Below are 17,622 nucleotides of genomic sequence, written 5' to 3' on the forward strand. Positions count from 1 at the left end.
TTCTGGCACGCTTTTTGCTTGATCCATCCACAACCGGCGGGTGGTGCGATTGCACGAATTATAACTTCGTTCACCGAAGTGAAAATGACGTTAACCCTAAGATTTAGGGTCTTGTTTACACTTTGTTCAGGGTCGTTACCGCGTGGAGTGGCGAATTCCGACGCAAGGCGCTAGGAAACCGCCATGACCAGCCCCTCCGTGACCCTCTGGACCGCCGCCCTCTGCAAGCAGGACCCCGGCTATGGCGGCTGGGCGTTCGTCCGTCGGCAGGATGGCGAGTCGGGCGCGGCGGCGATCAAGGGCGCGGCCGGCGGCGAGCGCCGCACCAGCCTGGCGAAGATGAGTCTCACGGCGCTGATCGAGGCGCTGACCAGCCTGTCGGACCTGCCGGCCGATGCGGCCGTGACCCTGCGCTTCGCCGATCCCGCCCTGGCCGGCGAACTGGTGGCCAGCGACGGCGCCTATGCCACCGCCGAACCCGAAGCCTGGGCCGCCGCCCGCGCCCTGGTCGCCGCTCGGCCGGTGCTGAACCTCGTCCCGCTGGCGGCCAGCGCCCCGGCGAGCGGGTTCCTGACGGCCTGGGCCGAGTTCGGGCTCGACACGTCCAAGAGCCGCGGCAGCTTCAAGGCCGCGATCCCCAAGCCGAACTTGCTGAAGTTTCCCGCCTAATTCCTTCTCCCCTTGCGGGAGAAGGTGGCGGCCGAAGGCCGACGGATGAGGGGTCTCTCAAAAGAAAACCGCCTCACCCAGCCAGACCGCCTTTGCGGCTTGAATTTCTGAGAGACCCCTCACCCGACCTCCCTCCGGGAGGCCACCCTCTCCCGCAAGGGGAGAGGGATCAGGCGCTGAGCCCCTTCACCACCAGCGTCGCGGTCGCCGCGTTGCAGGCGAAGGGGATGTCGGCCAGGGTCGCCAGGCGGATCAGGGCCTTGACGTCGACGTCGTGCGGCTGGGGCGACAGCGGGTCGACGAAGAAGATCAGAATGTCGAGCCGGCCCTCGGCGATCATCGCGCCCAGCTGCTGATCGCCGCCCAGGGGGCCGCTCTTGAGGCGGGTCAGCTGCAGCTGCGGCAGGGCCTGCAGGATGCGGCCGCCGGTGGTGCCGGTGCCGTAGAGCACGTGCTTTTCCAGGAACGCCGCGTGGGCCAGGGCCCAGTCGACCAGCTCGGCCTTCTTGTCGTCGTGGGCCACGAGGCCGATGGCGAACTGGCGGGTCATGCGGGACGGCTCCGGTTGAAGGCGTCCCTCCTATAGCGGCTGGCGAGGTCGCCGCCAGCCACCCCTTCCCCTTCGGCGGGCCACTTCCCTTTTCACGCGCAATGCCGCTAGGATACATATTGAAACGATATCTCAAATAATGAGATCGCGTGCAGCGCGCGGTCCACGGGAGCAGACGCCATGACCCTCGACCGTCGCGCCTTCGCCGCCGGCCTGACCGCCCTGCCGCTGCTGTCGGCCGCGCCTCGCGCCCTCGCTGCGCCTCCCGGCGCCCGCCCCGGCCCGTTCCTGCTGGGCGCCGACATCACCTGGATCCCGCAGGACGAGGCCGACGGCGCGACCTTCTACGCCAATGGCCAGAAGCGCGACATCCTGGCGATCCTGGGCGACGCCGGCTTCAACGCCATCAAGATCCGCATCTTCGTCAATCCCGAGAACGGCTACTCCAAGGGCCGCCAGACCGATCCCTGGGCGGGCCTTGGCCAGACCGTGGCGATGGCCAGGCGGATCAAGGCCGCCGGCATGCACCTGACGATCAGCTTCCACTACAGCGACAACTGGGCCGACCCGCAGAAGCAGGTGAAACCCGCCGCCTGGACCGGTCTGCCGTTTGACGCGCTGGTCAAGGCGGTCGGCGACCACACCCGCACGGTGCTGAGCGCCCTGACCAAGGCCGGCGCCAGGCCCGACATGGTGGTGATCGGCAACGAGATCACCTTCGGCATGCTGTGGCCCGACGGCCGCGTGCCCCTGCCCGTCCCGACCGGCAACCCGGCCACCGACGCGGTGCACCTGAACGTTCCCGACGCCGGCGGTTTCGACAAGCTGGCCAAACTGCTCAGCGCGGGCCTGGACGCCTCGCGCGAGACGGTTCCGGGCGTGAAGACCAGCCTGCACAACCATCTGGGCCGGCACTGGACGATCGTCAGCCACTGGACCGACAGCCTGCTCTCGCGCGGCGTGCGCTTCGACGCCGTCGGCTTCTCCTGCTACCAGCAGGCGGCCGAGGGCGACTGGGCCAACACCTTCGCGCGGTTCGGCGAGCGCTACCGCGACCACGGCTTCTACGTGGCGGAGTATTCCAGCCGGAAGCGCTACGTGAACGACCTCGTCTTCGACGCCCCCGGCCAACGCGGCTGGGGCACGTTCATCTGGGAGCCGACCCGGCACCAGGAGGCGATCTTCGACCAGGACGGCCACAACGCCGGCGAAGGCCCGCGCCCCAACCTGCTGTCGCAGGGCATCAACGCCGCCGAGGCCCCCGGCGCGCAGATCGCCGGCGCCCCGCCCTCGCCGCCCGAAAAGACCGAGCACGGCGGCCGCTACGACGCCAACGCCTTCATGGAGCTCTACCGGCAGATGGCGCGGGACTACGGGGTGAAGAAGGCCTGACGGCGATCGCTTGACCCGAGAGAGTTTTACGAGCGTAATCCGCAAGAGACGCTCTCGGGGGGATGTCGTGAAGCACGTACGGGCGGCCTTGCTGATCCTCGGCCTAGCCTGGGCCGGTCCAGCCCTGGCGACAAGCTATTACGAGCCGCAGCCGCCGAGCCTGGCCCAGCTGCGCAGCCCCGCCGGCGTCGCCGAGTATCGAAACGCCGCCGCCGTGGCCCTCGTGCGTCCGGCGCCCGCCTGGACGCCGCCCTGCCTGCTGGTGCGCCTGGCCGCCTGGCTGCGCGGCGACGCCCCGGGCTGGCTGGACGGCGACGTCTGCACCGCCTTCGAGCGCAGCCGGCGCTACGACCTCGACCTGGTCGAAACCTTCAAGGGCCAGCCGCAAACGCGCTTCCCGGCTCTGCTGGGCGGCGCCTATCCGGTGGATCCGACCTTCCTGCACAGCCGACGCCTGGACCTTTGGAAAGCCGTCTGGGGCCAGGACCACCGCAGGGCCCAGCGTCGTCATGCCGGCTTCCTGTTCCTGCACCGCGGAAGCCTCGCCGACCGGCGAACGGACATCGAAGGCCCCATGGAGCGCCCGCGCTATGCCGACGGCGCCGAACCGCCGATGCTCGACCCCGGGCTCGACTACCTGGTCTTTCTCGACGGCGAGCGGCGCATCACGCACTGGGAGCCGGTGGTGCGCGGGCAGGCCGACCAGGACCTGCTGGTCCGGCGGCTGCGCCGGCTGCGAAGCGGCCAGGGCGAGGACCAGGTGCGCCTGACGGCCGCGCCGGCCGACGTCTTCGCCCGCTTTTCGGACGCGGCCGTCTACGAGGTCTCGCCCGTCGCCGTCGGATCGACCCCCGCCTGCCGCCCGCGCATGGTGGGCGACCACAAGATCGCGTCCATGGACCTTGCCCTCGACGTCTTCGGCTCGGAAATGCTGGGGCCGGTCCTGCCCTGCCTTCCGGGCCAGCCGCCCAGGCGCTATCTGGCGCTGAAGGCCGTGCCCAGCGACTGGTCGCCGTTCGGCTGGAGCGAGCGCGGCGCGGACGCCCGCCTGCTGCCGATCATCGACGGCAAGGTGCGCCCCGGCGACCTCGTCACCCAGCTGCGCCTGGCGCCGGATGATCCGATCCCGGTCGAGCAGGTGCTGGCCTGGATCGGCACGGGCATCGGCGAAACGGACCGCTGGTTGGGCCGGCGCGACGAAGACCCGCCGCTGAAGGTCACTGGCCCCAGTTGATGACGAAGGTCGTCCGGCGGGAAAAGCGCAGATGATTGCTGCGGGCGATGGCGGCGGCGGTCGCCTCCGGCGACGCCTTGAAGCCGTCGGGTCGGCAGCTGCGCAGCCGGCGGTCGGCGCTCACGATGCAGCTCAGTGACACCGGCTGCGTCGGACCGAGCGGCAGGCTCAAGGCGTCGCCGACAAACTCCGGTTCGTAATCCTCGCTCTCGTGCGAGGACGGTCGCCGGGACCCGTCTCCGGGCCGGATGATGATGTTCACCCGGCCGGACAACGGCGGCAGGGCGGACACATAGGCCCGCTCGGCCAAGGCCACGGCGGCCGCGCCGTAACCGTCGATCGACGGCGCCTCGGCGAGCGCGCGACAGCGGGTCAGGGGTCCCGCCCCCTTCAACGACGCCTCGCAGCTGACCAGCGCCATGCCGATCGGCTCGGCCAGCGCTGGCCGTGCGGCCTCGATGGTCGCGCGCGGCGGCGGCGTCACAGAACGCTCGACAACCTCGGCGCCGCCGTCCGGAACGCGGAATTCGAGATAGAGATAGACCACGTCGCCGGGCTGGGCCGGCGAGCGCAGGCGCGCCGCCCGCGAGGCCTTCAGCACGGCGTCGGCGAACCCGTAGTCTGTGGGCGCTTCGCCGACGACGGCGCACTCGCCCACCACGCCGGCCTCATGGACGGTGCAGCGCAGCCGCGCCCAGCCTTCGACCGACGTACGCTGCGCCCGATCAGGATAGTAGCGGCCTTCGGGCACGAAGAACTCGGCGTCCGTGGAAAGCCGCTCGGCCAGAGCCGGCGATGCGACGACGACGGCCAGCGCCGCCAGACCAGGACCCCAGAACCGCATCGCCCCTCCCCGCGCGCCCGCATAGGGCGAGCCGCGAGAAAACCTCTACCACACAGGAACCCGCGGAAAAGGCCGGCGACTCAGCCAGGCCTCAGCCCCGTTCCTTGGTCCGCTCGAAGCGCACCTTCGGGTAGCGCTCCGCCACGTAGTTGATCTCCCAGCCGCTCTTGCCCAGGAACACCGGCTGGTCGTCGATGTCGCGGCCCATGGCCGTCTTGTGCTTGTTCTCGAAGTCCTCGACGTCGGCGCGTTCGCCGACCAGCCAGCGAGCTTCGGCATAGGGGCTGTTCTCGAAGATCACGTCCAGCTGGTACTCGTTGGCCAGGCGGTCGGCCATGACCTCGAACTGCAGCTGACCGACGGCGCCAACGATGAAGTCGGAGCCGATCATCGGCCGGAACAGCTGGGTGACGCCTTCCTCGGCCAGGCCTTCGAGCGCCTTCTTCAGGTGCTTGGCCTTCAGCGGATCCTTGACCCGCACGCGGCGCAGGATTTCCGGGGCGAAGTTGGGCAGGCCGGCGAAGCGCAGCGACCCGGTCTCCGACAGGCTGTCGCCCACCCGCAAGACGCCATGGTTCGGAATCCCAATGACGTCGCCGGCGAAGGCGTCTTCCGCCAGTTCACGGTCGCTGGCGAAGAACATGATCGGCGCGTTGACGCTCATGGCCTTGCCGGTGTTCTGGGCCTTCAGCTTCATGCCGCGCGTGAAGCGGCCGCTGGTCAGGCGCAGGAAGGCGATCCGGTCGCGGTGATTGGGGTCCATGTTGGCCTGGACCTTGAACACGAAGCCCGAGACCTCGCCGTCGCCCGGGGCGACATGGGTCTCGGCCCCGGCCTTGCTGGCCTTGGCCGGCTTGGGCGCGGGGGCGTAGGCGCCGATGCCGGCCAGCAGTTGGTCGACGCCGAAGTGGCGCAGGGCCGAGCCGAAGAACACCGGCGTCATGTGGCCTTCGAGGAACGACTGCACGTCGAACGGCTTGCCGGCCTCGGTGACCAGCATGGCGTTCTCTTCCAGCTCGGCGCGCTCGTCGGGCTCGAGGTACTGGACGATGGCGTTGCCGTTGAAGGCGACGGCGTCGGGGTGGCCCTCCTCGTCGGTCGAGCTCTTCTTGGCGTAGGGCAGGAACTGCTGGCTGCGCAGGTCGAGCATGCCCTTGAAGCGCCCGCCCGAACCGGCCGGCCAGTAGAGCGGCGCGGGGTCGAGGGCCAGCTTGGACGAGACCTCGTCGAGCAGCTCGAACGGGTCCTGGGCCTCGCGGTCCATCTTGTTGATGAAGGTGATGATCGGGATGTCGCGCAGGCGGCACACCTCGAACAGCTTCAGGGTCTGGGGCTCGATGCCCTTGGCGGCGTCCAGCACCATGACCGCGGCGTCGGCGGCGGTGAGGGTGCGGTAGGTGTCTTCCGAGAAGTCCTCGTGGCCCGGGGTGTCCAGCAAGTTGAACATCAGGCCGTCGTGGTCGAACGTCATCACCGACGCCGAGACCGAGATCCCGCGCTCACGTTCGATCTTCATCCAGTCCGACTGGGTGCGCCGCGCCTGGCCGCGCGCCCTCACCGCGCCGGCCGCGCGGATCGCCCCGCCGGCCAGCAGCAGGTTTTCCGTCAGCGTCGTCTTGCCGGCGTCGGGGTGGCTGATGATGGCGAAGGTGCGCCGACGGGCGGCTTCAGCGGCGGGAGAGGTGCTCATCCGGCGGAACTACCGCCCCCGCGCGTCCTTGTCACCTTTTCCGGGGCGGGAACCGGAAGCCGCCGGCTCAGCCGGCGGGCTTGGCCCCGGCCTTGGCCCCGGTCTGGGACGCCCCCTTCGACGCGCCGCCGCCGGGGGTCCTGGCCGGCGGCTTGGTCGAGGCCGGGGCGGGCGTCGGGGCCGCGGCCTGGACGGGCGGCGGCGGCCGGTCGGCCTTGCCCTCCAGCTCCTTGAGCATGTTGGCCGCCATCTTCGCCGCGCCGCCGCCGTGCGGGTTTGCCGCGATCGGCGTCAGCATGTCGCGCGCCACGCCGTACTGGCCCGCGCGCGTGAACAGGCTGGCGGCGTTCATCCGGATCGTCGGGCTCTGAGGAGCGATCTCGGCGGCGCGGAAGACGACGTTCAGCGTGTTCTGCGACGGATCGCGATCGAAGGACCGCGCCTCGGCGTAGCCGTAGAGCGTCAGATAGTTGTCGCCGTCGATCTTGTGGGCCCGTCCCAGATACTTGGCCGCCTCGGCGTAGATCGCCTTGGCGTCGTCGTAGTCGGCGTTGCGGGCGGCGGCCAGTCGGCTGTAGGCCATGACCTGCAGGGCCTCCAGGTCGGTCGGCCGCTCGTCCAGCAGGGTCTTGAGGATCTTCTCGCCGGCCGCGCGGTCGCCCAGGTCGCATTCGGCGCGGGCCAGCACCAGGCGGCTGTAGAACTCGCCGGGACGCTTGGCGGCCAGTTCTCGCACCTTCTTCAGCAGCACCGCGCCCTGCTCGTCGCTGACGCCGCGCTTCAGAAGCTGGGCCTCGAGGATCAGATCGTCGGCGCCCGCCGGCATGCGGGTGAAAGCGATCTGCGGCGGCGGCGGCGGCGTGCGGGTGATCGCCACCCCCATCAGCGGCTTGCGCATGTAGGTCCGCAGGTTGCGCTCCAGCGTCTTGGAGTCCTCGCCGAAGACCTTGGTCCAGCTCTCCATCGGGTCGCCGCCCGCGCGAATGGCGGCGAGATAGTCCTGCAGCTTGGTCCAGCGCTGCTTGTCGGTCCAGACGTAGTGGGTCAGCAGCCAGGCCTGGGCGTAGAAGGTGGCCATGTCGTCGGAGCGCAGCTCGCCGGGCTCCTTGCTCAGCATGTCCTCCATCGGCAGCCAGCGCTCGTTGTAGAGCGAATAGCCCCGGCCGGCGTTGGCGCTGCCGACCAGCACCTTCTTGGGCTGGAGGTCGGCGGTCATGTAGTACTCGGCCAGCCCCTCGATCATCCAGCCGGGATAGCCGTTGGGGAAGTACTGCATCATGAAGTGGTGCACGTACTCGTGCAGCACCACGTCGTCGCTGCCGTTGGACGCGCTGCCGCGCTCGGCCCGGATGGCGATGGCGAAGATGTCGTCCAGCGCGTTGAAATAGACGCCGCCCAGCTGATCGTCGGCGTCGGGATAGGCGCGGCGCAGCTGGTTGATGTTGCTCACCAGATAGACCGGCAGCTTGCGCGGGGTCTCGGCGGTCGTGCGGTTCTGCAGCACGCGCAGGACGCCGTCGAAGTCCTCCAGCATGGTCACGTAGCTGCGCAGCGTGGGCTCGCCGCGATCGGAATAGACGATGAAATGCGCGCTCTCGGCCCGCAGCCAGCGGCCGGGCGCATCGGCGCTCGGCGCCGGCTTGGCGGCGACCGCCGCCGCGGCCTGATCCTGCGCCCGCGCCACGGCCGGCGCCGCGCCAAGGCCAATAGCCAGTGCACCCGCCACGCCGGCGAGCAAGAACTCACGGAAAGCCACTGTAGTCCCCCAACCGCAACCCCACGTGGATATGGAGGAGAAGGCCGGCGCCTGACAAGTCGTCTCCAGCGCGCGAACGGCCGCCGACGCAAAAAACCCTGTGCACGCTATGGGATTGGAGTCATGCTGCTCACGTCGCCGACGTTCGGCCCCCGAGAGCCGTCGGGGCGACGGAGGAACCGACATGGCCCTGGCCGAAGACCCTCGCCGCCATATCCGTCAGCGCTCCCTGGGGCAAAGCACGCTTTGCCTCGGCACGGTCGTGGCGGGACTGGTGGTTCTCGCCCTCGCCCTGAACCTGCTGGCCGGCCTGCTGATCTAGCAGGTCCAGCCGCGCCTCAGGCGGCCAGCCGACGCCAGACCTGGCGATCGGCTTCCAGATTGGTCAGTTGGCCAGCCTTCTGACGCTGGTGCAGCGCGCCCATGACCTCGATGCCGATCTGGGCGTAGCGCACCTGCACCTGCTCGATCAGGCAGCCCCGGGCCGGGGCGATGAACAGGGCCGCGTTGATCTCCGGCGCCTTGGCGATCACCAGGGCGGCCAGGCGCTTGGCCTTCTCCACCTGCTTGTGATGCAGCAGCGGCTCCTGGGCGTAGAGCTCCTTGCCCAGCTCGGCGACGAAGTTCAGCGACAGGGCCGCGAAACGGTCGCGCGTCATCGGCGGCGACAGTTCGGCGGCGTCCAGGCTGAGCACGACGTCGTTCATCAAAAAGAGCATGGGCGGTTTGCGGGGGCTGCTAGGAGACCTGCGACATCCTGCCGCGCCGGACTTTCGGTCTGGTTTAGCGGCAAGGTTAATGCTGTGGATCGTTGCAGAGAACTTTGCTCCCCCAAATCCGGCGTCGAGGGGCCGCCGTCAGGCCTCGACCGGCTCGGTCAGGAAGTGGCGACCTTCGCGGTCCTCGATCTCCACCACCCAGACGTCCGGATCGATGCGCGCGGCGCGCTCGGCATAGGCGTCGAGGTCGGGCTCGAAGTCCGAGCGGATCGGCTGCATCCATACCCGCTCGCCGTCGCCGCGCGTGGCCTCGCTGTAGAGCCGCACGGTTCCAGCCCGGCGATCGACCACCTTGACCAGTACGGCGCCGGCCCGGACGTCGCCCTTGCGGGCCACCATGGCGAAGGCGCCGCCCAGTTCGGCGCGGCGGATCAATGCGCCCACCCAGAGATCCGTCGAAAGAAGCATCGCTAACCGAACCGCAACCAGAGGCGGATAAGGTCCGCCCGAACATCCTCTCTCGCAGAATACGAGAAAATGGCCACCAAGAAGACTGACCGCGCGCGCAAGCGGCGCTCGATGGCGACCGTGTTCGCCCTCGCGTCCCTGTGCGCGGCCCAGACGGCGGCCGCCACGCCCTCCGACCTTTTCTACGAACGCAGCCTGATGAGCGCCGCCGGCGCGCGCTGCGGCCTGTTCAGCCCGTCGCTGTCTGGCGCGCTGGACGCGGGCAAGGCCCAGGCCCGGGGCGCGGCCCTGCGCGCCGGCGCCAGCAGCGACCAGCTGGACGGCGTGCAGCAGCGCGCCCACGCCAAGGCCGCCTCGGTGCCCTGCAATTCCAAGGACCTGGGCACCGCCGCCGGCCGGGTGCGCAAGGCCTTCGAAGGCTACGCCTTGCTGCAGCGGATGAACTATCCGGGCGACCGCGCCACCTGGATAGCCGACCGCGCCAGCTCGGCGACCATCCCGTTCTGGCGGCTGTCGCAGCCCTCGAGCTTCGGCGGCGACCGGCTGGTTTTCGGCCTGGCCGGCCGCAACATCGAGCTGCTGGCCGTGGCGACCTTCGCCGATGGCGCGCGCCCCTACGCCGCGCGGCTGGTGATGCGCGACCCGACCCGCACCCAGGGACCGTACCTGAAGGCCCGCAACGGCGGCGGCCTGGCCGACAACGCCGCCCCGCGCGTCGCCAGCCGGGTGTTCGGGGCCGAGACCCGCGATCCCGTGCCCGCCCCCACCCTGTTGCCGACCAGCGCCAAGACCGGCATGAGCTTCCGCTTCCCGCGCGAGGCCGGCGACGTCATCGCCCGGCTCGACCCGCGCGAGGCGATCACCATCGAGTTCGTGATCCAGGGCCGCGACGGCGGCGAGACCGTGCGCCGGGCCTATGTGGAAGTCGGCGACTTCGCCGCCGGCCGGGCCTTCCTGCGCGTCAGCTGACAGATTTGGGACCGCGCCGTTTGGCGCGGCGGCGACCGGGGGCCATATTGGCTCCATGCAGCGTGTCCGCGTCATCGACCTGGAGACCGCCGGAAACGGCCCCCACGACGTCTGCGAGATCGGCTGGCAGGACGTGGTCCAGGACGCCGACGGCCCGTGGCGCGTCGACGACGGGGCTCGCGGGTCGCAGTTGATCAATCCGGGCCGCCCGATCTCGCCCGAGACCATGGCCGTGCACCACATCCTCGACGCCGACGTCGCCGGCGCGCCGTTCTGGAAGGACGCCGCGCCGGACGCGCTGCGGCCCGAAGGCGGCGTCGCGGCCCTCGCCGCGCACCGGGCCTCGTTCGAGCAACGCTACTGCACGCCGAAGCTGGCGGGGACCACGCCGTGGATCTGCACCTGGAAATGCGCCCTGCGCCTGTGGCCGCACCTTCAGAGCTTCTCCAACCAGATGCTGCGCTACCAGCGCATGCCGCAGGGCCTGGTCCACGAGCTGGGCCTGCCCGCCCACCGCGCCCTGCCCGACGCCTATGTCACCGCCCACCACCTGCGCGACATGCTGAACGCCGCCTCGCTGGAGCAGCTGCTGGCCTGGAGCGAGCAGCCCGGCCTGCTGCCCCGCGTGCCGACCGGCGCCCATCGTGGCAAGGCCTGGGACCAGCTCGACGGCGACGCCCTGCTGACCCTGGCCAAGGACCGCGACGTCAACCTGCGCTTCAGCGCCGAGACGGAACTGCGGCGGCGGGGGGATGCGGTGGAGGTGGTTGAGGCGGAGCCCAGGCAAGGGACGCTGCTTTGAAGCCCCTCTCTCTTAGAGAGAGGGAGGGGCCCGCCGCGTAGCGGTGGGAGGGTGAGAGGTTTCACCGCTGGCCGGCGAATCCCAACGCGTTCCGACGGGCTTCCAGGTGCAGCCCTCCATTATCCGCACCTGCAAACCGCGAGGTCGAACGACCGCGCTTCATTCGGTGAGTTTGTTACCTCTCACCCTCCCACGCCTTTGGCGTGGGCCCCTCCCTCTCTCAAAGAGAGAGGGCTTCCTTGATCTACCCCGCCTCGGACGGGGCCAGGCACTCGACCGGCTTGCCGCTAGCGACGTCCTCGCCGGGCTTGAGCTCGGAGACCAGGCCGTCGGTCATGCCCTTGGTCCACCACTGCAGGCCGTCGCCGACGTAACGCGCGCCGCTGGCCGACATGGCGACGGTGAGGGTGCGGGTCTTGCCGCCGTACTCGACGACGGCGGTCTTGTCGTCGAGATAGCGGGCCTTCAGCGCCTGGCCGTCGGCGCAGGCGTAGACGATCTCCTTGACCGCCGGGGCGGCGGGGGTCGCCGGCGCGGGGCTCTGGGCCAGGCCGTCGGGCGTCGGCGCGGGCTTGGGCGCCTGCGTCTTCCTCTCGCAGGCGGCCAAGGCCAGCACGGCCAGGCCGGCGACGAACAGCGGGCGGATCATCGGCAAGCTCCCCGAAAGCGAAGGTTCCACGCCCCTATAACGTCGGCTGGCCGACCTTCGTTGCCGATCACTCGCCGTCGCGGTCGGCCTTCAGCCGGGCGCTCTCGGCCCTCAGCGGCTTGGCGACCGGGCAGACCTCCTGGACGAAGTCGTTCAATGTGTTGACCAGGCTGTCGCGCGCCAGGCTGTAGTGCACGAACTGGCCGCGCTTCTCGCTGCTGACCAGGCCCGCGGCCTCCAGAATCGACAGGTGCTGCGACACCGCCGGCTTGGAGATCGAAAAGCGCGAGGCGATCTCGCCCGCCGTCAGGTCGGCATGGGCCAGATAGGCCAGGATCTTGCGCCGGACCGTCGACGACAGGGCTTCGAAAACACGCTGCATGAAAGGGTATTTAAGCGCTTCGCTAATCCCTTGCAAATTAGCAGTGAGGTATTTAAGGAATAGCTTACTCAAATAAGGACCGCGGCGATGTCCGATCGAACACCATCCACCGTCCCGCGTGCGAAAACCGGCCCCAGCCCAGCCACGATCGCGTTCAGCCTGAGCGCCGGTTCCATTGTCGGCTCAGCCCTATCGAGCCTCAACCTCATGACGATCAGCTTTACGGGAGGGCGGTTGGGCGAGGGGCTATTCATGCTGATCTTCTCCCTCCCCCTCACCTCCTTCTTCTGGATCAGCGGCCTCCTGCTTATCGGAGCACCGTCATGGGCGTTGCTCCACGGGATAGGACTGACCCGACGATGGGCGGGCGGCGTGCTGGGAGGAACGATCACGCCTCTTTGCATGCAGCCTCTCATTGGCCCCGAAAATATCCTGGACCCCAACCACGGGATGGCCTGGCCCGATCCCGCGACCAATCTGGCGACGTTCGGAGCTATAGGCGCGATCGTCGGCTGGCTCATCGTCCATCTGGCCTATCGTCCCGCGCGGATCGCACGATGAGCGACCATCAAGACGCCCCTCACGCCACACCGGGCCTGCCGGAAACCAGTTCCTTCCAGGTGGTCGTCGCCCTGCTGGCCGGCTCGTCCGTAGGCGCCGCGCTCCATGCCGGCTGGGCGCAGGTCGAGAGCCTGCTCATCGGCGACATGACGCTGGTCGTGGCCAGCCCGGTCCTGCTGATCTTCGCCTTCTTCTGGGCCTTGGGCCTGCTGGTCTTCGGCCTTCCGGTCGGCGTCGCGCTGCATCGGCGCGGCGCGCGATCGCGGCGGGCGGAAGCGATCGCCGGCGCGATCCTGGTCGCGGCCGTCGTGGGTCTCTTCCGCCTCCTGGTCATGCTGTACGCGCCCAGCGGCCCGATCACCGCTCGCCACATCGCGGACGCCATCCAGGGCGTGCTCCTGATGGGCCTGGCCGGCGCCGTCGTCGGCTGGGTCGTGGTCCGCGTCGCCTACGGAAAGGACGCCCCGCGATGAGCGAACATCACGACGATCCCTACGCCGTCCATTCCATCGCGCCGGACGCGGGCGGCGACGCGGCGAGCGGCCGCGTGGTCTGGGCGCCGGCGACCTCGCTCTGGCAGGGCGCGATGCTGGCCGGGACTCTGGCCGCGCCGTTCTTCTTCAGCTGGAGCGCCCTGGCCGTCTTCGTGCTGACCACCGGCGCCACCCTGCTGGTCGGCCATTCGGTGGGTTTCCACCGGCGGCTGATCCACGGCAGCTTCGATAGCCCGCGCTGGCTGGACTATCCGATGATGTGGCTGGGCACGCTGGTGGGCATGAGCGGGCCGCTGGGCATGATCGCCGCCCACGACCTGCGCGACTGGGGCCAGCGGCAGGCCGCCTGCCACCCCTACCTCTCCAACCGCGCCGGCTTCTGGACCGACTACGCCTGGAACCTGCACGGTCGGCTGGTGCTGGACGCACCGCCGCGCCAGGAGATCCCGCCCCGCATCGCCGACGACAGCTTCTACCGCTTCCTGGAGCGCACCTGGATGTTGCAGCAGGTCCCGGTCGCGCTCGTGCTATTCGCCCTGGGCGGCTGGCCGTGGCTGCTGTGGGGCGTGGCGGCGCGGGTCTGCGTGTCGGTGACCGGCCACTGGTACGTCGGGCGCCTGGCCCATCGCACGGGCCCGCAGAGCTGGCTGGTCGAGACCTCGGGCGTCCAGGCCCACGACGTGCCCTGGGCGGCGATCCCGACCATGGGCGAGGCCTGGCACAACAACCACCACGCCTGGCCCGGCTCGGCCCGCATCGGCCTCTATCCCGGCCAGGCCGACTGGGGCTTCGCTCTGATCCGCCTGCTGGAGCGGCTGGGATTGGCGTGGAACGTGCGGACGCCGGAGACCCTGCCAGACCGGCCGGAGCTGGCGCGGGCGTAGGCCCCTACTCCTCCCCCGAGCAACGGGGGAGGTGGCGCGCTGCGGATACGCAGCGTGACGGAGGGGGCGACCGCCAGCACTGAGCCCAGTCTCGCCCCCTCCACCGCTTCGCGGTCCCCCTCCCCCACAAGTGGGGGAGGAGCAAGCACTTACCGCCCCGCCGCGACGATCGCCTTCCACACTGCCAGGGCCTGGCTCATCTCGCGCACGTCGTGCACGCGGACGGCCTCGACGCCGCAGTCGGCGCCGTGCAGGTGGACGGCGAGCGAGCCGCCCAGGCGGTCGCGGGCGTCCTGGGCGCGGGGGTCGATGGCGGCGATGAAGCGCTTGCGGCTGGCGCCCAGCAGCACGCGGTAGCCCAGGGCCACGAAGCGCGGCAGGGCCGACAGCAAAGCCAGGTTATGCGCCGGCGTCTTGCCGAAGCCGATGCCGGGATCGAGCCAGATCTTCTCGCGCTCGACGCCGGCGGCCATGGCGGTGAGCGCCCGGGCCAGCAGGAAGGCCTCGACCTCGGCGACGACGTCGTCATAGCACGGCTCGTCCTGCATCGTGCCCGGCTCGCCGCGCATGTGCATGAGGATCACCTCGCAGCCCAGCTCGGCCGCGACCTCCGGGGCGTCGGGCGCGAAGCGCAGGGCGGCCACGTCGTTCCAGATGTCGGCCCCGGCGGCGACGGCGGCGCGGGCGACGCCCGGCTTCATGGTGTCGATCGAGATGGCGGCGTCGCTCTCGGCCCGGATGGCGCGGATCAGCGGGACGACGCGGGCGATCTCCTCGGCCTCGGACACCGGGTCCGCGCCAGGCCGGGTGCTCTCGCCGCCGATGTCGAGGATGGTCGCGCCGTCGTCGATCAGCCGGCGGGCGTGGGACAGGGCGGCGGCGGGATCGAAGAACCGGCCGCCGTCCGAGAAGCTGTCGGGCGTGACGTTGACCACGCCCATGACGCGCGGGACGGCATGGATCATGGCCCGGGATGTACCCCCAGGGGCGCCTCGCGTCACCAGCCGATGAAGGTGGTGAAGTCGTCGATCATCGAGGTCCAGACGCCGAAGTCGTCTTCGAGCACGGCCGTGCTGCGGCCGGCGTTGATGTTGACGTCGTACTGGACGTAGGGGTCGCCTTCGTCGTCGATATAGGCCTTCAGGTAGCGGTTCTGGCGGTTCCACTCGTTGATCTTGGCCGCCGACATCGGCTGCTTGAGGTCAAAGCTGGCGGCGAACTGCAGGGCCTTGCAGCGCGGCTTGGCGGTGCAGTCGTAGAAATAGACCGTGAAGTTCACGCCGCCGGCGGCGCTCTTGATCATCGGGTCGCCGGTCTCGTCCTTGGTCAGCTCGGCCTTGTAGCCGGCGTCCTGCAGCCACTTGGCGACCTCGGGGCCGGTCATGCCGTCGGCGTGGATGTCGCCCGGCGCCGCCAAAGCCGCCCCAGGGATGAGGAGAGGGGTGGTCGCGACCAGGGCTCCGGCCATCAGGCCCAGCATCGACGTCTTCATGCGCGTTCCCTTGCGTTTCAACTCCGAAGGGAAGCTGTACCACCCCCTCGCCCGGGAAGACCAGAACGGGGCCGCAAGGAAGCCGTGGACGACCGGTGGATCAAAACAAAAGCCGGACCCGACGAGCGGATCCGGCTTTCGCGGTCTTACAAAGGCTGGTTCGCGCCTTAGGCGGTGACGCCCGTGGGCGAGACCGGCACCGAGGCGACGGGACCCGTCGGCTTCTTCTCCTCGGTCTCCTCGCGGATCGGCGTGACGCCCTTTGTGACGCCGATGATCTCGTCGCCGCTCAGGGTCTCGAACTCCAGCAGGGCCTTGGCGACCGAGTGCAGGTCTTCCAGCTTCTCGGTCAGGATCCGGCGGGCGTCGTCCTCGCCGCCCTTCACCAGGCGACGGACCTCGGCGTCGATCTTGACCATGGTGTCGGGCGAGACGTTCTGGGTGCGCGCCACCGAGTGGCCCAAGAACACCTCTTCCTGGTTGTCGCCATAGGCCACGGTGCCCAGGTCGTCGGAGAAGCCCCAGCGGGTGACCATGTTGCGGGCCAGGTTGGTGGCCGCGCTGATGTCACTAGACGCGCCCGAGGTGATCTTCTCCTTGCCGAAGATCAGCTCTTCCGCCACGCGGCCGGCCATCATGATGGCCAGACGCGAGGTCATCATGTCGTAGCTCATCGAGTAGCGGTCGCCTTCCGGCAGCTGCATGACCATGCCCAGGGCGCGGCCGCGCGGCACGATGGTGGCCTTGTGGACCGGGTCGGCGACCGGGACGTTCAGGGCCACCAGGGCGTGGCCGCCCTCGTGATAGGCCGTCAGCTTCTTTTCGTCTTCGCTCATGGCCATCGAGCGGCGCTCGGCGCCCATCATGACCTTGTCCTTGGCGTGCTCGAAGTCGTGCATGGTGACCATGCGGCGGTTCTTGCGCGCGGCGGTCAGGGCGCCTTCGTTGACCAGGTTGGCCAGGTCCGCGCCCGAGAAGCCGGGGGTGCCGCGGGCCAGGGTCTTGACGTCGACGTCGGCGGCCAGCGGCACGTTCTTCATGTGCACGCGCAGGATCTTCTCGCGGCCGGCGACGTCCGGGTTCGGCACCACGACCTGGCGGTCGAAGCGGCCCGGACGCAGCAGGGCCGGGTCCAGAACGTCGGGACGGTTGGTGGCGGCGATCAGGATGATGCCTTCGTTGGCCTCGAAGCCGTCCATCTCGACCAGCAGCTGGTTGAGGGTCTGCTCGCGCTCGTCGTTGCCGCCGCCCAGGCCGGCGCCGCGGTGGCGACCGACGGCGTCGATTTCGTCGATGAAGATGATGCAGGGGGCGTTCTTCTTGGCCTGCTCGAACATATCGCGCACGCGGCTGGCGCCGACGCCGACGAACATCTCGACGAAGTCCGAACCGGAGATGGTGAAGAACGGCACGCCGGCTTCACCGGCCACGGCGCGGGCGATCAGGGTTTTACCCGTACCCGGAGGGCCGACCAGCAGGGCGCCCTTGGGGATCTTGCCGCCCAGGCGCTGGAACTTGGCCGGGTCCTTCAGGAAGTCGACGACCTCCTGCAGCTCTTCCTTGGCCTCGTCCACGCCGGCGACGTCGTCGAACAGCACGCGGTTCTTGTTCTCGGTCAGCAGGCGGGCCTTGGACTTGCCGAAGCCCATGGCGCCCTTGGTGCCGCCCTGCATCTGGCGCATGAAGAAGATCCACACGCCGATCAGCAGCAGGATCGGCAGCATGTTCAGGAACAGGCCGAGCACGTTGAACTTGTTCGGGTCCTGGATCTGGATGTCGGCGTTGCGCGCCTCCAGCCGCTTGATCAGGTCCTCGTTGTTCGACGGCGCGTTGACGACATAGACCGTCTTGCCGTCGGCGGCCGTGACCTTGACCTGCTGACCATTGATCTCGGCCTTCTTGACCTGACCGTTATCGATGTTCTTCAGCAGCTGCGAATAGCTGGCGCCGCCTTCGCGGTGCACCGGGTTGCCCTGTCGCATCACGGTCCAAGCCATGATCAGGACGAACACGATGGCCAGCCAGATGCCCACGTTCCTCAGATTCATACGCGTCGTCTTCCCAAAG

General features: G+C 69.4%; 20 protein-coding genes. 9 read left to right on the forward strand and 11 right to left on the reverse strand.

What is annotated here, in order from left to right; genetic code table 11:
- Positions 1–183: 183 nt before the first annotated feature.
- Positions 184–669 (forward strand): ribonuclease H family protein, encoded by a 486-nt coding sequence (locus AC1RRS_RS19180; protein ID WP_492856499.1) that lies wholly within the window; start codon positions 184–186, stop codon positions 667–669.
- 169 nt (positions 670–838) lie between these two features.
- Here the strand turns inward: AC1RRS_RS19180 and AC1RRS_RS19185 are convergent, their stop codons facing one another.
- Entirely contained in the window at positions 839–1,219 is a 381-nt protein-coding gene (locus AC1RRS_RS19185; RefSeq protein WP_492856500.1) for a methylglyoxal synthase, read from the reverse strand.
- Between the two features lie 180 nt (positions 1,220–1,399).
- Between AC1RRS_RS19185 and AC1RRS_RS19190 the strand changes: the two genes are divergently transcribed.
- Positions 1,400–2,611: a glycosyl hydrolase 53 family protein gene (locus AC1RRS_RS19190; protein ID WP_492856502.1), complete on the forward strand. Its 1,212-nt coding sequence runs from the start codon at positions 1,400–1,402 to the stop codon at positions 2,609–2,611.
- Positions 2,612–2,678: 67 nt separating this feature from the next.
- Positions 2,679–3,845 carry a hypothetical protein gene (locus tag AC1RRS_RS19195; protein WP_492856503.1) on the forward strand — a complete coding sequence of 389 codons (1,167 nt, stop codon included), beginning with the start codon at positions 2,679–2,681 and terminating at the stop codon, positions 3,843–3,845.
- On the opposite strand, the gene AC1RRS_RS19200 is transcribed toward AC1RRS_RS19195, so the two are convergent.
- The 3 genes from AC1RRS_RS19200 to AC1RRS_RS19210 form a co-directional block, all read right to left on the reverse strand.
- Complete coding sequence (locus tag AC1RRS_RS19200) at positions 3,829–4,689, reverse strand: TonB family protein (protein WP_492856504.1); 861 nt, start codon at positions 4,687–4,689, stop codon at positions 3,829–3,831. The two genes, AC1RRS_RS19195 and AC1RRS_RS19200, sit on opposite strands and share 17 nt — an antisense overlap.
- A gap of 91 nt (positions 4,690–4,780) precedes the next feature.
- Positions 4,781–6,379 (reverse strand): peptide chain release factor 3, encoded by a 1,599-nt coding sequence (locus tag AC1RRS_RS19205; protein WP_492856505.1) that lies wholly within the window; start codon positions 6,377–6,379, stop codon positions 4,781–4,783.
- Positions 6,380–6,446: 67 nt separating this feature from the next.
- The gene (locus AC1RRS_RS19210) at positions 6,447–8,135 is read right to left on the reverse strand and encodes a DUF1570 domain-containing protein (RefSeq protein WP_492856507.1); all 1,689 of its coding nucleotides are present in this window, start codon (positions 8,133–8,135) and stop codon (positions 6,447–6,449) included.
- Positions 8,136–8,319: 184 nt separating this feature from the next.
- On the opposite strand from AC1RRS_RS19210, the gene AC1RRS_RS19215 reads away from it, so the two are divergent.
- Positions 8,320–8,457: a hypothetical protein gene (locus tag AC1RRS_RS19215; RefSeq protein WP_492856508.1), complete on the forward strand. Its 138-nt coding sequence runs from the start codon at positions 8,320–8,322 to the stop codon at positions 8,455–8,457.
- A 16-nt stretch (positions 8,458–8,473) separates the two neighbouring features.
- On the opposite strand, the gene AC1RRS_RS19220 is transcribed toward AC1RRS_RS19215, so the two are convergent.
- Positions 8,474–8,854 (reverse strand): hypothetical protein, encoded by a 381-nt coding sequence (locus tag AC1RRS_RS19220; RefSeq protein WP_487289090.1) that lies wholly within the window; start codon positions 8,852–8,854, stop codon positions 8,474–8,476.
- 138 nt (positions 8,855–8,992) lie between these two features.
- Positions 8,993–9,322 carry a DUF1491 family protein gene (locus AC1RRS_RS19225; protein WP_110118447.1) on the reverse strand — a complete coding sequence of 110 codons (330 nt, stop codon included), beginning with the start codon at positions 9,320–9,322 and terminating at the stop codon, positions 8,993–8,995.
- Between the two features lie 69 nt (positions 9,323–9,391).
- Between AC1RRS_RS19225 and AC1RRS_RS19230 the strand changes: the two genes are divergently transcribed.
- Positions 9,392–10,291 carry a hypothetical protein gene (locus tag AC1RRS_RS19230; RefSeq protein WP_492856510.1) on the forward strand — a complete coding sequence of 300 codons (900 nt, stop codon included), beginning with the start codon at positions 9,392–9,394 and terminating at the stop codon, positions 10,289–10,291.
- A gap of 55 nt (positions 10,292–10,346) precedes the next feature.
- Positions 10,347–11,093, forward strand: a complete 747-nt coding sequence (locus AC1RRS_RS19235; RefSeq protein WP_492856511.1) for an exonuclease domain-containing protein — start codon at positions 10,347–10,349, stop codon at positions 11,091–11,093.
- Between the two features lie 244 nt (positions 11,094–11,337).
- On the opposite strand, the gene AC1RRS_RS19240 is transcribed toward AC1RRS_RS19235, so the two are convergent.
- Positions 11,338–11,742: an MliC family protein gene (locus tag AC1RRS_RS19240; protein ID WP_492856513.1), complete on the reverse strand. Its 405-nt coding sequence runs from the start codon at positions 11,740–11,742 to the stop codon at positions 11,338–11,340.
- 67 nt (positions 11,743–11,809) lie between these two features.
- Entirely contained in the window at positions 11,810–12,124 is a 315-nt protein-coding gene (locus tag AC1RRS_RS19245) for a metalloregulator ArsR/SmtB family transcription factor (RefSeq protein ID WP_492856515.1), read from the reverse strand.
- A gap of 252 nt (positions 12,125–12,376) precedes the next feature.
- Here AC1RRS_RS19245 and AC1RRS_RS19250 point away from each other — a divergent pair, with 252 nt between their 5' ends.
- Genes AC1RRS_RS19250 through AC1RRS_RS19260 form a run of 3 tightly spaced genes read left to right on the forward strand, consistent with a single transcriptional unit; the run spans position 12,377 to position 14,063 of the window.
- Positions 12,377–12,685 (forward strand): hypothetical protein, encoded by a 309-nt coding sequence (locus AC1RRS_RS19250; RefSeq protein WP_492856517.1) that lies wholly within the window; start codon positions 12,377–12,379, stop codon positions 12,683–12,685.
- Positions 12,682–13,158 (forward strand): hypothetical protein, encoded by a 477-nt coding sequence (locus tag AC1RRS_RS19255; protein WP_492856518.1) that lies wholly within the window; start codon positions 12,682–12,684, stop codon positions 13,156–13,158. The genes AC1RRS_RS19250 and AC1RRS_RS19255 overlap by 4 nt, the downstream gene beginning before the upstream one ends.
- The gene (locus AC1RRS_RS19260; protein ID WP_492856520.1) at positions 13,155–14,063 is read left to right on the forward strand and encodes an acyl-CoA desaturase; all 909 of its coding nucleotides are present in this window, start codon (positions 13,155–13,157) and stop codon (positions 14,061–14,063) included. Before AC1RRS_RS19255 ends, AC1RRS_RS19260 begins: the two co-directional genes overlap by 4 nt.
- A gap of 149 nt (positions 14,064–14,212) precedes the next feature.
- Here AC1RRS_RS19260 and folP read toward each other — a convergent pair whose 3' ends face one another.
- From folP to ftsH, 3 genes are all read right to left on the reverse strand, one after another.
- Complete coding sequence (gene folP / locus AC1RRS_RS19265) at positions 14,213–15,028, reverse strand: dihydropteroate synthase (RefSeq protein WP_492856521.1); 816 nt, start codon at positions 15,026–15,028, stop codon at positions 14,213–14,215.
- A gap of 32 nt (positions 15,029–15,060) precedes the next feature.
- On the reverse strand, positions 15,061–15,555 hold the full coding sequence (locus tag AC1RRS_RS19270) for a YbjN domain-containing protein (protein WP_492856522.1): 495 nt from the start codon (positions 15,553–15,555) through the stop codon (positions 15,061–15,063).
- A gap of 167 nt (positions 15,556–15,722) precedes the next feature.
- Positions 15,723–17,603: an ATP-dependent zinc metalloprotease FtsH gene (ftsH, locus tag AC1RRS_RS19275; RefSeq protein WP_487289072.1), complete on the reverse strand. Its 1,881-nt coding sequence runs from the start codon at positions 17,601–17,603 to the stop codon at positions 15,723–15,725.
- Between the last annotated feature and the right edge of the window lie 19 nt (positions 17,604–17,622).

The sequence above is a fragment of the Caulobacter sp. GW821-FHT12A07 genome, from assembly GCF_058807655.1.